This is a genomic window from Peterkaempfera podocarpi, from assembly GCF_042466665.1.
In the GTDB taxonomy this organism is placed as follows: domain Bacteria; phylum Actinomycetota; class Actinomycetes; order Streptomycetales; family Streptomycetaceae; genus Peterkaempfera; species Peterkaempfera podocarpi.
This window is the reverse complement of sequence record NZ_CP162102.1, coordinates 6246393-6259810: the sequence shown is the minus strand read 5'-3', so window position 1 is coordinate 6259810 and position 13418 is coordinate 6246393. Positions and strand designations below refer to the sequence as shown.

The 13418-nt window shown below is 72.1% G+C and carries 10 protein-coding genes and 1 other RNA gene; 3 read left to right on the top strand and 8 right to left on the bottom strand.

Annotation, left to right across the window (positions count from 1 at the left end):
• Positions 1-34: 34 nt before the first annotated feature.
• From AB0761_RS27445 to AB0761_RS27425, 5 genes are all read right to left on the bottom strand, one after another.
• Complete coding sequence (locus AB0761_RS27445; RefSeq protein ID WP_377271804.1) at positions 35-1213, bottom strand: alpha/beta hydrolase; 1179 nt, start codon at positions 1211-1213, stop codon at positions 35-37.
• 174 nt (positions 1214-1387) lie between these two features.
• An RNA gene (gene rnpB / locus AB0761_RS27440) (RNase P RNA component class A) lies at positions 1388-1786 on the bottom strand.
• A gap of 475 nt (positions 1787-2261) precedes the next feature.
• Positions 2262-3602 carry an ADP-ribosylglycohydrolase family protein gene (locus AB0761_RS27435; RefSeq protein WP_377271803.1) on the bottom strand — a complete coding sequence of 447 codons (1341 nt, stop codon included), beginning with the start codon at positions 3600-3602 and terminating at the stop codon, positions 2262-2264.
• A gap of 478 nt (positions 3603-4080) precedes the next feature.
• Positions 4081-5217 carry a glycoside hydrolase family 11 protein gene (locus tag AB0761_RS27430; protein ID WP_377271802.1) on the bottom strand — a complete coding sequence of 379 codons (1137 nt, stop codon included), beginning with the start codon at positions 5215-5217 and terminating at the stop codon, positions 4081-4083.
• A 515-nt stretch (positions 5218-5732) separates the two neighbouring features.
• On the bottom strand, positions 5733-6251 hold the full coding sequence (locus AB0761_RS27425) for a hypothetical protein (protein ID WP_377271801.1): 519 nt from the start codon (positions 6249-6251) through the stop codon (positions 5733-5735).
• A gap of 169 nt (positions 6252-6420) precedes the next feature.
• On the opposite strand from AB0761_RS27425, the gene AB0761_RS27420 reads away from it, so the two are divergent.
• Both AB0761_RS27420 and AB0761_RS27415 read left to right on the top strand, forming a co-directional pair.
• Positions 6421-6576 carry a hypothetical protein gene (locus tag AB0761_RS27420; protein ID WP_377271800.1) on the top strand — a complete coding sequence of 52 codons (156 nt, stop codon included), beginning with the start codon at positions 6421-6423 and terminating at the stop codon, positions 6574-6576.
• A 146-nt stretch (positions 6577-6722) separates the two neighbouring features.
• Complete coding sequence (locus tag AB0761_RS27415) at positions 6723-8033, top strand: M14 family zinc carboxypeptidase (protein ID WP_377271799.1); 1311 nt, start codon at positions 6723-6725, stop codon at positions 8031-8033.
• A gap of 198 nt (positions 8034-8231) precedes the next feature.
• Here the strand turns inward: AB0761_RS27415 and AB0761_RS27410 are convergent, their stop codons facing one another.
• The 3 genes from AB0761_RS27410 to AB0761_RS27400 all read right to left on the bottom strand — a co-directional run bounded on the left by AB0761_RS27410 (position 8232) and on the right by AB0761_RS27400 (position 11588).
• On the bottom strand, positions 8232-9293 hold the full coding sequence (locus AB0761_RS27410) for a hypothetical protein (RefSeq protein ID WP_377271798.1): 1062 nt from the start codon (positions 9291-9293) through the stop codon (positions 8232-8234).
• Positions 9294-9687: 394 nt separating this feature from the next.
• Entirely contained in the window at positions 9688-10149 is a 462-nt protein-coding gene (locus AB0761_RS27405) for a MarR family winged helix-turn-helix transcriptional regulator (protein ID WP_377271797.1), read from the bottom strand.
• Complete coding sequence (locus AB0761_RS27400) at positions 10146-11588, bottom strand: MFS transporter (RefSeq protein ID WP_377271796.1); 1443 nt, start codon at positions 11586-11588, stop codon at positions 10146-10148. Before AB0761_RS27400 ends, AB0761_RS27405 begins: the two co-directional genes overlap by 4 nt.
• A gap of 247 nt (positions 11589-11835) precedes the next feature.
• On the opposite strand from AB0761_RS27400, the gene AB0761_RS27395 reads away from it, so the two are divergent.
• Complete coding sequence (locus tag AB0761_RS27395) at positions 11836-13410, top strand: phytoene desaturase family protein (protein WP_377271795.1); 1575 nt, start codon at positions 11836-11838, stop codon at positions 13408-13410.
• The last annotated feature ends 8 nt before the right edge of the window (positions 13411-13418 follow it).

Here is a 13418-nt window from a genome sequence, read left to right as displayed (position 1 = left end):
ACGAGCGGTCAGCCCGGTGGCCCGCTGAGCCGGCCTAACGGGCTGGGTCGGGAGTGCGCTGCGGAGCAGCCAGGACCCAGGCGGCGAAGGCTTCGACCCCGTCAACGACGGCCTCGAAGCGCGCGGAGTGGAACAGGTCGAACGCGTGCTGTCCGCCGGGCAGTTCGGCGTAGACAACGGTGCTGTCCGAGACACGGCGCAGCCGCTCGACGAAGTACCGGGCGCCCTCGACGGTCGCCAGCGCGTCCTTGGTGCCGTGGGCGATGAGGAACGGGGGCGCACCGGGGTTGAGGTATGCATACGGCTGGTTCGGGGACGGCGCCACGTCGGGCTCCTCACCGAAGAAGTAACCGTAGAAGCCATAGAGGCAGATCGCCGCGGTGACCGAGGTGTCGGCCGACTCGAATCCGGGCTGGTACACCGGGTCGTTCGGCGTGAGCGCGCAATGGGCCGCCATGTTCGAGCCGGCGGAGCTGCCCGCCACGAACAGCCTCGACGGATCGGCGCCGTACTCTGCGGCGTGCTCGCGGGCCCAGGCGATGACCTTCTTGGCGTCGATCTGGTGGCCGGGGAAATCGGTCTGGGGCCGCAGCCGGTAGTTGGCGCTGATGCACACCCATCCCTGGCCGGCGAGCCGGTAGAGCAGGGGCCGTGCCTCGCGGCTCTTCGTTCCGCTGGTGTACCCGCCGCCGTGGAAGTAGATCAAGACGGGCCCGTTCTGAGGTGTGTCGCGGCGGCGGTAGATGTCGAGCAGATTCCGGCGGCCGGCGTCCCCGTAGCTGATGTTGCGTATCCGTTCCACGTCGCGCCGCCGCATCAAGCGCGACAGCAGCAGGATGCGGACCCAGGGCCGGCGGCGGCGCAGCGGTACGTGCACATGATCCCCCCAGCCGGTCCCAAGCCCCTGCTCCAGGGCGCGCCCGACCACCTGGTCCGTCCGCAGGCCCCGCCAGGCGGACACGGCCATCCCGGGGATGGTGGCGAGGGCCACCGCAGCCACCACCTTGCTGGCCGGTGACTCCAGATCGCCTTGGCCGGCAGCCAAGGCCGTGGAGGCCACCACGGCGAACATGCCCAGGAATGGCACCTCGTTGAGGACCATGCCGAACCAGAAGCTCATCGCCGCCAGCGGGCGGGGCCGGCGCGGCGCGACAACGGCGAAGAAAGTGCACCAGGTCAAGAGCGCGGTCGTCACCACGTATCCCACAGGCATGCCCATGATCATAGCCCCGTCAACTCCGGGAAAATTCCTGGTACTTCCTCGCCCAAGGGCAGACGAATCAGAAGTAGAGCGGAAACTCCGAATACTCAGGATTGACAGCAGATGCACAAAGGCCCCCTGACCTGCGAAACTCACAGATCGGGGGGCCGTGCGCCAGTGGGGCGACGGACGAGTCGGCCTGTACGCCGGGTTCTGTCTCCCGGGAGCCTTGCGGCGCCCGGGGAGGCGGCCATCCATCTAGGGCTGCCGTTGCCGACAGCCTCGTGCGGTCTACCCGCGGACTCGGGCGAGCAGCCCTCGAACATCCGCGCAGGGCGCCCGAAGGCACCCCATCTTGACCTTGCTCCGGGTGGGGTTTACCGAGCCGTCCGGGTCACCCCGGACGCTGGTGGTCTCTTACACCACCGTTTCACCCTTACCGAGGACCGAGGTCCCCGGCGGTCTGCTTTCTGTGGCACTGTCCCGCGGGTCACCCCGGGTGGGCGTTACCCACCACCCTGCCCTGTGGAGCCCGGACGTTCCTCGGCGGGTCCGTGGACCCGTCGCGACCGCCCGGCCGGCTCGTCCGCCGTGTCGACCATGCTAGCCGACCGACAGACCCCGACGGCCCGCTGGACCGGGTGACGGCACAGGTCGGGGTGGGGACCCCGGTGGTCGCACCTGGGCGCCGTGGATCCGCCGGCGGCGGCTGCAGGACCGCTGCGAGTCGGCGCCGGCGACCGGGGCCACGGTGCCGTTGCTGGTCAGGATGGTGTTCCGGAGGTCGGGGACGCCCCGGCCGGGGGGTTGCACACCAAGGAGCATGCAACGCCCGCCGGGGTCTGGCGCGAATGGGAATGTCGCCGATCCGTTCACTCCGAGTGGCGGATCTTCAACGTATTGACATCGCCCGCGATCGGTGGGGGACCTGCGGACATCACATCCATCGCACGACCGACGAGCACCGGGGCCAAAGATGCCCGACGCACCTCCCGCTCCGTCAATGGCGGGGCAATGGCGGGGGCCGGCAGCGGCGACGTCAGCCACGCGAATGGCGAGGTCAACCGCCGAAGCGCAGGCGCTTGTACCGTGACCACAGCTCCGGTCGGCCCTCGCGGCCGAAGTACTGGTCGAGCAGCAGTTCCAGCATCGCGGCCTCGGCCTCGTCGGTGCCGCGTCGGTAGTTTCCGCGGTCCGACTCCACCCAGGCGCGCACCGGCCGCCACCCCTCGTCGGTGGCGGCGACCTGCACCTCGAAGATGCACATGCCGGTCCAACTGCGCAGCAGGAGCAGTCGGTCGCCTTCGAGCAGGATGTTCCACTTCTCTTCCATCGCCTGCGCGCGGACGCCGTGGCGGACACGCTGCCACTGCCCGGGGCTCCAGGTTCCCCCGGGTACAGGGACTGGGCGGGGGTTGGTGAGGGGCTGGACATGGAGCAGGTCGTCCCGGTGCAGGTCCGAGCCCGGACGGTCCACCTCCGCCCACGCGGGCAGTGGCTCCGTCGCCTCGCGCCACAGCGGCGGAATGCCCTCGGCCCCCACCCGGGCGGCGATGATGCCGCCCACGATCGCGCAGGTGGTGTCGACGTCCCCGCCCACCGAGGCTGCGGCCCGCAGCGCCGCCGGGTAGTCGTCCGGATGCCGTGCGGCGCACCACAGTGTGAACGGCACCGTGTCCACGGCGCTGACCTGGCTGCCGTTGCCCAGCCGGTGCGCGGCCAGTTCGGCATGCGGCTGGCGGGCCAGCTCCAGCGCCTCCTCGATGCCGTCATGGACCTTGCCGACAGGGGTCAGTGTGCGCACCGGGTCGAGAAACTCCCGTACCGCAAGCCCGCTGCCGCGGCTGCGCGCGGCGCAGGCCGCCGCCACGGCGACCGCCACCGCTCCGGCCACCGCCTCCGGGTGGGCATGCGTCACCTTCGCCGACTGCGCTGCCTGCCAGGCCGCCTCCTCGGGGTCGACCGCGAACCAGGCACCCAGTGGTGCGACGCGCATCGCGGCGCCGTTGCCCCAGGAGCCCTGGCCCTCGAAGAGGCCCTGGGCGAGCTTCTGCCAGCTGCCGCCCTGTCGCACCTGCCGCAGCAGTGTGTTCATCGCCGGGCCGTAGCCGCGGTCGAAGTCATGGCGGCAGGCGAAGGACCCGGCCAGCTCCGATGGGTCCACCTTGCCGCGCAGCCACAGCGCGGCCAGCACGGAGCAGGCCATCTCGGTGTCGTCCGTCCACGGCCATGGCGCGGGTGGGAGCTGCCCGTCCCGCAGCAGGCGCAGATTCTCGGGGACGAAGTGCTGGGCGCCGTAGGCGTCCCCGGTGGCGAGCCCGAGGAGGCTGTCCCGGGCAGCGGCGCGGTGGTCGAAGTCGGTGGGCGGGGTGGGGTCCGGGTGTGACGGCTGACTGGTCATCTGAGGGCATGCTGCCAACCGCCGGTCGCGGACGCCAGTGGATTGCCGGACGGCCCGGGATCCGGGACCGACGTCAGCCCGCGGCAGCTGAACAGCGGTTCACCGCCGAGGCCGACCACCCCCGCGAGCCGTGGATGCTCCCCGCCGGCCCGGGCCGGTCAACGGAGGCCGGGGTGGGCACAGACGGCGACCACCGGGCCGACCTCGATGAGGTCGTGGACCTGACCGCCGATCCCGGCCTGGTGTTCATCAAGCTCGTCGCCCTCGTCGGCGGCTGAGCGAGCGGACGGTACCGGCCGGGAACTCCGGCACCCGAACGCATGACTCCTCGGGCCCCGGAGACGCCACCGTGCCGCCCGGTGCGCCACCGGGTTCCGTGTTGCTGGCGGGGGACCCCCAAAGGGCGGTGCCCGGGGGGACCGGCGGTTGCCGGTCCCCCCGGGCACCGGGGTCCTGCGGTGGTGGTGGTGCTGTCGGGTCAGGTCGCGGTGCAGGTGAGCGTCGGGGTGGTGTTGGTGCCGCTGTAGGTGCCCTGGAAGCCGAAGGAGGTCGAGGCTCCGGCGGCCAGGGTGCCGTTGTAGCTCATGTTGGTCGCGGTCACGGAGGAGCCGCTCTGGGTCACATTGGCGTTCCAGGAGCTGGTGACCTTCTGGTCGCCGGCGAAGGTCCAGCCCACCTTCCAGGACTTGACGCTGCCGGTGGCCTTCACGGTGACATCGGCGGTGAAGCCGTTGTTCCAGGTGTTGGGCGTGTAGGTGGCGGTGCAGCCCGCACCGGTACCGCCCGTGGTGGTGCCACCGGTCGTGGTGCCGCCCGTGGTGGTGGTGCCACCTGTGGTCGTCCCGCCCGTGGTGGTGCCACCGGTCGTGCCTGCGGTGGTCGTCCCGCCGGTCGTGGTGCCGCCGGTGGTGCTGCCGGAGTCGCTCACCGTGATGTTGGAGCTGCCGCTGCTCTGGTAACCCTCTGTCGCGAGGATCATGTAGTAGTTGAAGCTGCCCAGGTTCATGCCGTACTTGGCCCAGGCGTCGAAGTGGTTGCCCGTGGTGATGGTGCCGCCGGTCCGCTTGGTCTGCCGGACGCTCCAGTACTGGTTGAAGGTCGCGGTGCCCTCGACCGAGGGCTGGTTGACCCGCTGTGTCTCGTAGATGTCGTAGGTGCCGCCGTCACTGGTGACGGTGCCCTTGAAGGTGCCTGTCGGCCGGTAGGAGCCCCAGTTGTCGACGATGTAGTACTCCACCAGCGGGTTCGCGGTCCACCCGTACAGCGACAGATACGCGTTGCCGGACGTGCTGAAGGTGCCCGAGTAGTTCACGCTCTTGCGTGCACCGTTGCTCCAGCCCTTGCCGGCGACGAAGTTGGCCACGTTGTTGAACGTGGTGCTGTACTGGCCGCCGGCACCCATGGTCATGGAGGCCTGGCCACTGTTCTGGCTCCAGAACGAGTAGTAGTAACCGTTGTTGGTGCCGGTCGAGTTCGTGTTGACGGTCGTGTCGGCGCTGGCGGTGCCCGGCATGGCCATCGCGGCCACGACCAGCACCACGGAGAGGACACTGCCGACGAGCAGCCTGAGGCGGCCGCGCCTGCGGCCCTTCAGGTGGGTGTGGGCGTCGTTCATGGACGTGCTTCCTCCTCGTGAGGGCCGGTGGGGAGGCCAGGCAGCGTGATACGACCCGGCGGAGCTGCCGGTGGCCCGGGTGACGGCGACCGCGCGTCGGCGTCCTGTGACGCGGGGAAGTTGACTGGCCGTCAGGTGATCGGCGGCCGAAAGGTCCAGGTCGCGGCGGAGCAGCCGGGTCGACCGTGGTTGAGGCCCGTCGATGGCGACAGCGCCTGGATCGACAGTGACTGGGGTCTGTCGACGACGACAGCGCCCGGATCAACAGTGGTTACGGCCTGTCGATGCGGACAGTGTTGGTCGGGCTGCTTGGAGTTGTCAACGGTTTCGGCAAGGGTTGCGAAACCGTTCCCTGGACGGAAATCTGTCGGAGCATCATGCGCCCAGGTCACCGGCGCCGACTGGGCGATCGAGTGCGGGGCTGGTCGAAGACGGGCATGGATCGACGATCAAATCCCAGGCCGAAGGAACCGAAACTTTCGGAGATATTCCGGGACCATCGTCAGGACGCCGCCTCAGCCGGAGAACCCGCCACCGCTCGGCCGGGTTCGGCCGCGCCGGGCAGCGCCCTGCGGCCACACCACGTCCACCGGCAGCCCGAGCCTGCGGGCCTCCAGCACCGCGTCCGCCGTACCGCCGCCGGCACCCGACGGCGGGTTTCCGTCCCACACAGCCACCAGCCGCTCCGCACGCCGCAGCAACTCACCGTTGGCGGCCCGGTAGGCGGCCGGACCGGCAGTGCGATGCGGCATGGTGACCACCTCGTCCGCCGCCCCGAGCAGCCGGTCGAACCCGGCGGCATGGTCGGGCCCCACCTGTACCGCCCGGTAGTCCATGGAGGGCAGCACCACGACGAGTCGGCCGCCCGCGGCAATGACCTCCTCCGCGAACAGGGTGTCGGCCCCGGCCGCGATGCACGACACCCCCACCAGCCCCTCGGCATGTCCGACCAGCAGCTCCCGGAGTGCAGCCCGCACCAGCGGCAGCGACTCCTCCGTCAGATCGATGTGCCCCGTCACCGCGAGCGCAGCCACCGACGGCCCCTCCCCCCTCAGTCGACCGGCAGGCCGCCCGGCCCCGCACCGGTCCGGTCCGGTGCGGCACCTCGTCACAGGCCCCGCCGTGTCGTTCGTCACAGATGGAACGTCAGATCTGCATCACCTGAACACCGTTGGGCACAGACTGCACCATGGACGCAGTCCTGTGGGGTGCTCCGCAGGCCGGGCCGAGGTCCTCGCCCGGGCTTCGGTGACCCTCGTCGAACTCCCCCGCCTGCCGGAACTCCCCGCGCCGGCCGGGATGTTCACCGGCCGGGACGAGCCTCCGGTCACGTACGGCGACCATCTGTCGACTCATTGACAGCTCCAGCCCGTTCGTGTGGGATTCGTGGACATCACATCCGTTGCACGACCGACGAGCACCGGAGGCAGCCATGCCCGACGCACCGCCCGCAGCGTCAGTGGCGGCGGCAGGGGTGGGGACCACCGGCGACGACGGCCTCCAGAATGGCAACTGACACCGGACACCGGGCCGGGCGGGCCGCCCGCTTCCTCTCGGTCCCGGAGGCGGTCGCGGGCGCCCGCGCCCTGGCGCGGCGCCACCCGCAGCGGTGCCGGCTGCGGGTGGTCGGCCGGTCGCGCGGCGGCCGGCCCCTGGTACTGCTGTCGATCTGCGGTGACGGCCCGTCCGTGCTGGTGGTGGGCGGTCCGCATCCCAATGAGCCGGTGGGGTGGACCAGCACCCTGTATCTCGCGCGCCATCTGCTGAGCCAGCGGGGCGAGCGGCATCCCGCCGACCCGGCCTGGCACTTCCTGCTCTGCCTGGACCCGGACGGCGCCGCGCTCACCGACGGCTGGCCGGCCGGGCCGCCGTCCATGGCGCGGCACTTCGAGCACTTCCACCGGCCGGCCTTCGACGACCAGCCGGAGTGGCTCTCCGCCCGCGGGGACGAGGGGCGGCCGCTGCCGGAGACCCTGGCGCTGACCCGGCTGATCGACGAGACCCGGCCCGCCCTGCAGTGCTCACTGCACGGGGTGGACCTCGGCGGCGCGTTCCTGGAGCTCACCCGGGCCGTCCCCGGCCTCTCCGACCGGTTTGCGCGCTCCGCCCGGCAGGCCCGGATGCCGCTGGACGTCGGCACCTATGACGCCTACGGCTGGGTGAGCCCCAGCCCGGGGACCTATCTGATGCCCGCCGCCGGGGAGCCCGGCTCCTTTGCCGCGCTGCCCGACAGCCCCGGTGACTCGACCTGGGCGTATGCGGGCCGGCACGGCGGCGTGACGGCGGTGGTCGAGGCTCCGATGTGGGCGGCGGACGCCGTGGCGGACGGCCGGCCGCACCCGCAGGCCGCCGCCGCACTGCGCGCCGCGGGCCAGGACCTGATCGCCGGCGCCGGCGAGCTGGACGACCTGCTGGCCCAGGCGCGGCCGCAGCTCATGGAGGAACGGCCCGGGCAGCTGTTGGCGTCCGCGGAGTTCAACCTCAAGGTCGCCACCGGGCTCGCGGACGGCTGGGTGGCCGTGCCGGGGATGACCGTCTCCCAGGTGGTGAATCTGGAGATCGCCTCCGAGCGGATCCCGCTGCGGATCGCCGCACTGCTACGCCGGCTGCTGGCCGGAGCGGCGGGCGGGCACCGGGCGGAGCCTCTGCGGGCGCGGCTGGAGCACGAGGTCACCGAGCGCCGTGAGCGGTTCGCGGAGCGCTTCGGGGCGCGCTGGATACCCGTTGAGGACCAGGTCTCCCACCAGGTGCGCACGGTGCTCGCCGCAGCCGACTGCGTAACCGGGTGCGACCTGCCGGAGCCGCGCAGCGCCTGAGGGGCCGGCCGATGCAAGGCCTGGCGGATGCAGGGCCGGGCGGGTGCAAGGCCCGACGGCTGCAGGGCCGGGCGGGTGCAGAGCTCGGCGAATGCGGAGGGCGGGCCGGGCCGCAACAGCCCCGCCCCGCCCGTAGCGGCGGCGGAGGGCATCCGGCGGTCTCGGCGTGAGGCCGCTGCCGGATGCCCTCCGGGAGGATCACACCTGGTCGGGCGAGTCGCTGTCGTCCGGGACGAAGGAGCCCGGGTCGGCGCCGTCGGGGCCGTCGGGGCCACCGGGTCCGCCCAGGTCGCCGGACATCAGCTTGGTCATCCGGTCCAGGTCCTGCTGGGTGAGCGCGGTCGCACCGGAGGGCGCCTGCACCGGGGCCGCGTCGCGGGCGAAGGAGAGCTTGAGGGGCAGGTGGTCGCCCCAGTTCGCCTTGGGATCGAGCTGTGCGAGGTCCAGGCTGACCGAGGCGATCACGCCGTCCTTGATCCGCAGCTCCGCCGAGACGGACCGGTCGGGGATCTGGTCGGCGCCGGACTGGGAGAAGCCGCTCGGCAGACCGGGGATGCTCTCGGCCAGCGGCTGCACGGCCTTCTGCAGATCCCGTACCAGGGTGCGGGCGGGGGCCGAGACGACGATGCGGTCGGCGCCGTCCTGCTGCCCCTTGTCCTCGAAGGAGACGTCCTCGCTGAGCACACTCTCCAGGGTGTCTATCAGCTTGCGCTGCGCACCGGCGTCCAGCGAGGGGCCACCCCCGGGTGCGGCACCGGCGCCCTGCTGCATCTGGCCGCTGAACTGCTTGAGCACCTTGGCGTCCAGGGAGAGCCAGTGGCCCTCCAGCGCCTGCTTGAACACCTTGAGCTCCGGAGGCAGTTCGTCCTCCATGGCGCCCAGGTCGCCCGCGTCCTCACCGGACAGCCGGGCCAGGGCCTGGATGTCGGCCCGTGCGTACAGCCGGCCGTCGACCTGGCGGACCTCCACCATGGAGTCGCCGCCCTTGCTGCGCACCGCATAGTCGACGTCCACGCCGCGGTCGCCGTTCAGACCGATCGCGCCGCCGGCACCGGACTTCGACGAGAACACGTCCTTCAGCGGCTTGTCGGCCGTCATCGAGAAGGCGAGGCTGAGACCCGACAGCGTCTCGGCGTCCTGCTGCGCGAGCGGCTCACCGCTCAGCTTGGCGAAGGAGCGGAGCTGGTCGGGGGTGGCATCCAGCGAGAACTCCGCCGCGAGGGCACGGCCCTCGGTCAGCTTCTTGAAGGCCGACTGCACCTTCTGTGCTGCGGAGAGCTGCTGGACGGTGTCACAACTGGTGATTCCGGCAGCGATGACTGAGGCACACCCGGCGGCTGCCAGGGTTGCACGGGTGGCCTTGCGTATGGCGGTGATGGTCGGACCCCTCCCTGCGTATGCGGCCGACTCCGGGCCGCGGCTGCAAAAACGGCTGCGCCAGGAAACCACAGTGCCTTCACACCGGCACCTCATTTCCGAGCAGGCCACAACGTAGCGGAGAGGTACGACGTTTCATCGAGGTGGTGCCCGGTTGACGGCAGGCGGCCGCGGCCGCCGCCCGATGGACAACGGGCGACGGGCGACGGGCGACGGGCGACGGGCGACGGGCGACGGGGCGGCGGACGGCTGCGGCCGCCCGCCTGCGGGCCCGGGGTCAGCCGCCGCTGCGGAGCAGCGCGAGGATGCGGTCGAGTTCGGCGACGTCCGCCGGATCGAGGGCGAGCAGCGGCGCGGGGGGTTCGCCGAGGATGCGGTCGGCCTCGGCGGCGGCGGCACGGCCGGCCTCGGTGACCGTCACGATCTTGGCGCGGCGGTCGTCGGGGTGCGGACTGCGCTCCACCAGGCCCCGGCGGGCGAGGTCGTCGACGACCACCGTGGTGTACGGGGCGTCGGTGGCCAGGTCGGCGGCGAGGGCTCGTAGGGTGGCCGGCCGGCCGGCGAGGCGGCGCAGCGCCTTGATGCGGATGAAGCTCATGCCGAGTGCGTCGACCACCTCGCGCCGCCGGTCGTGCTCCTCAAGGACCAGGGCGCGGATGTTGTGCCAGGCACGGGTGGCGATGGCCAGCCGGTCGGGGTCCGGAGGCACCGTGCGGAGGCGGTCGTCGGAGGTCATCATGTGCGCGCCGGCGCCTTCCGGTGGTCGGGGTTGAGCCGGGCTGCCACCTCCGAGGCGGTGCGCCCCGCCCAGTGGGTGGAGGTGATGATACCGAGCAGCAGCACGGCAGCCCCGCACCCTGCGACGATCCACCATGCCGCGTGGGTGGCGGCGGGGAAGCCGGTGGCGAAGGGCCCGACGACGGCCGAGACGGCGACGGTGCCGATGACAGCGACACCGAGGGACTGGCCGACCTGGCGGCTGGTGGAGGCCACCGCGGCGGCCACTCCCGCGCGGTCACGCGGCATACCGGAGACCGCCGCGTTGGTGATGGGCGCGTTGACCATGCCGAAGCCCAGCCCGAAGAGCGCATACGAGGTGAGCAGCAGCGCGGTGGAGGAGTGGGCGGTGAGGGTGGTGAGCAGGACTCCGCTGGTGGTCATGGCGACCCCCGCGACCAGCAGCGGCAGCCGGGGGCCGGTGCGGCCGACGATGCGGCCGGAGAGCGGTGCGCAGATCAGGGTGAGTACGGCCATGGGCAGGGTCCACAGTCCGGCGCGGACCGGGTCGTAGCCGCGGACCTCCTGGAGGTAGAGCGTGTTGAGGAAGAGGAAGCCGCCCAGGGCGGCGAAGGCGCAGACGGCGGTGGCGGTGGCCCCGGCGAAGGGGACGCTGCGGAAGAACCGCAGGTCGATCAGGGGCTCGGGGATGTGCCGCTCCCAGAGCAGGAAGGCGGTGAGCGAGGCGATGGCGGTGCAGCCGAGGGCGAGGATGGCGGGCGAGGTCCAGCCGCTGCCCGGGCCCTCGATGATGGTGTAGGTGAGGGACCCGAGCAGGGTGATCACCAGCAGCTGTCCGACGGGGTCCAGGCGGCGGGCACGGGCGGCGCGGGACTCGGGCACATAGAGCGCGGTGAGGATCAGGGCGACGACGCCCACCGGGATGTTCATCCAGAAGATCGACCGCCAGCCGGCGGAGTCGACCAGCAGTCCGCCGACCACCGGGCCGAGGGCCATGCTGACACCGACCACCCCACCCCAGACGCCGATGGCCTGGGCGCGTTCACGGGGGTCGGTGAAGGTGTTGGTGATGATCGACATGGCGACCGGGTTGAGCATGGAGCCGCCGACGGCCTGCACGGCGCGGAAGGTGATCAGCCAGCCGAGTCCGGGGGCGATGCTGCACAGCAGTGAGCCGAGGACGAAGAGGACCAGCCCGGTCTGGAAAGTGCGGCGGCGGCCGATCCGGTCGGCGGTGGAGCCCGAGAGCATCAGCAGCGCGGCCAGGACCAGGGTGTAGGCGTCGACCACCCACTGCAGGCCGGAGGGGTCGGCGTGCAGATCGGTGCGGATGGCCGGCAGCGCGATGTTCACGACGGTGTTGTCGAGCCCGACGATGAAGAGGCTGAGGCAGCAGATCGCCAGGACGAGCATGCGGCGCCTGCGGGTGAGCTCGGGCACGGGTGGGGCCACCTTGACAGTTGCAGAGTAACAATCATTTAAATCCTACAACTATCGCCAGCGGGCTCACCATGCCCCCCGACGGGAAGAGCCGCGGCGCCCCGTCCGGCACCTCCCCGGCCGCGGCGCCGGGGGGACAGGCGTACGGCGCGGGCCCCCGGTTTTGTACAAGGTGGAGGCTTCCCGCCGGGGGGCGCCGGGCGTAGCGTGTCGGGCTCCTGCCCGGACCCGACCCCTGGAGACCCCGGTGACCCATGCCGCTGACCGCTATGACGCCGTGATCGTCGGCGGTGGCCACAACGGACTGGTGGCGGCCGCCTACCTGGCGCAGGCCGGCCGCCGGGTGCTGGTGCTGGAGCGGCTGGACCGGGCGGGCGGGGCGGCGGTCTCCACCCAGGCCTTCCCCGGCATCGAGGCGCGGCTGTCGCGCTACTCGTACCTGGTGAGCCTGATGCCCCGGAAGCTGATCGCCGACCTGGGCCTGCACATCGAGCTGCGCAGGCGCCGTATCTCCTCGTACACCCCCACCCTGCGCGACGGCAGGGCGACCGGGCTGCTGGTGGACGCCGCGGACGGCGAGCGCACCCGGGAGTCGTTCCGGACGCTCACCGGCTCCGACCGCGAGTGGCGGGAGTGGCAGCGCTTCTACGGCACGACCGCCCGGGTCGCCGAGCAGGTCTTCCCCACCCTCACCGGCCCGCTGCCCTCACGGGCGGAGCTGCGGCGGACGATCGGGGACGACGCCGCCTGGTCGGCGCTCTTCGAGCGGCCGCTGGGCGAGGCGGTGGAGACGACGTTCAGCGACGACCTGGTGCGCGGGGTGGTCCTCACCGACGCCCTGATCGGCACCTTCACCCACGCCCATGACGAGTCGCTGCTGCAGAACCGCTGCTTCCTCTACCACGTGATCGGCAACGGCACCGGCGACTGGGACGTCCCGGTGGGCGGCATGGGCGCGGTCACCGGGGCGCTGGAGGCCGCCGCCCGGGCGGCCGGCGCCGAGATCCGCACCGGCTGCGAGGTCACCGGCATCGCGACCGACGGCGCCCGGGAGGCCGAGGTCCACTACCGGTGGGGCGACACCGAGGGCCGCGCGGTGGGCCGGCGGGTGCTGGTGAACGCCGCCCCCGCGGTGCTGGACCGGCTGCTGGGCGAGGAGCCCGCCGGGCCCGCGCCCGAGGGCGCCCAGCTGAAGGTCAACATGGTGCTCACCCGCCTCCCCCGGCTGCGGGACACGGATGTGGATCCGCGGGACGCCTTCGCCGGCACCTTCCACATCGCGGAGTCGTACGGGCAGCTGGACGCCGCCTACCGGGACGCGGCCGCCGGGCGGATCCCGCAGGCACCGCCCTCGGAGATCTACTGCCACTCCCTCTCCGACCCCTCGATCCTGGCCCCCGGCCTGGCGGAGCGCGGCTGGCACACCCTCACCCTCTTCGGACTGCACATGCCGGCCCGGCTGTTCGGCGACCCGGCCGCCAAGGAGCAGGCGCTCGCCGCGACACTGGCCCAGCTGGACACGGTGCTCGCCGAACCGATCGCCGACTGCCTGGCCACGGACGGCGACGGCCGACCCTGCCTGGAGGCCAAGACCCCGCTGGACCTGGAACGCGAGGTGGGGCTGCCCGGCGGCCACATCTTCCACCGCGACCTGGCCTTCCCCTTCACCGACGACGACCCCGGCGACTCCCCCGCCGCCCGTTGGGGCGTGGCGACCCCGCACCGCACCGTGCTGCTCTGCGGTGCGGGAGCGGTCCGCGGCGGAGGGGTGAGCGGCATCCCCGGGCACAACGCGGCGATGGCGGTGCTGGCGGGCGCATAGGGTTGGCG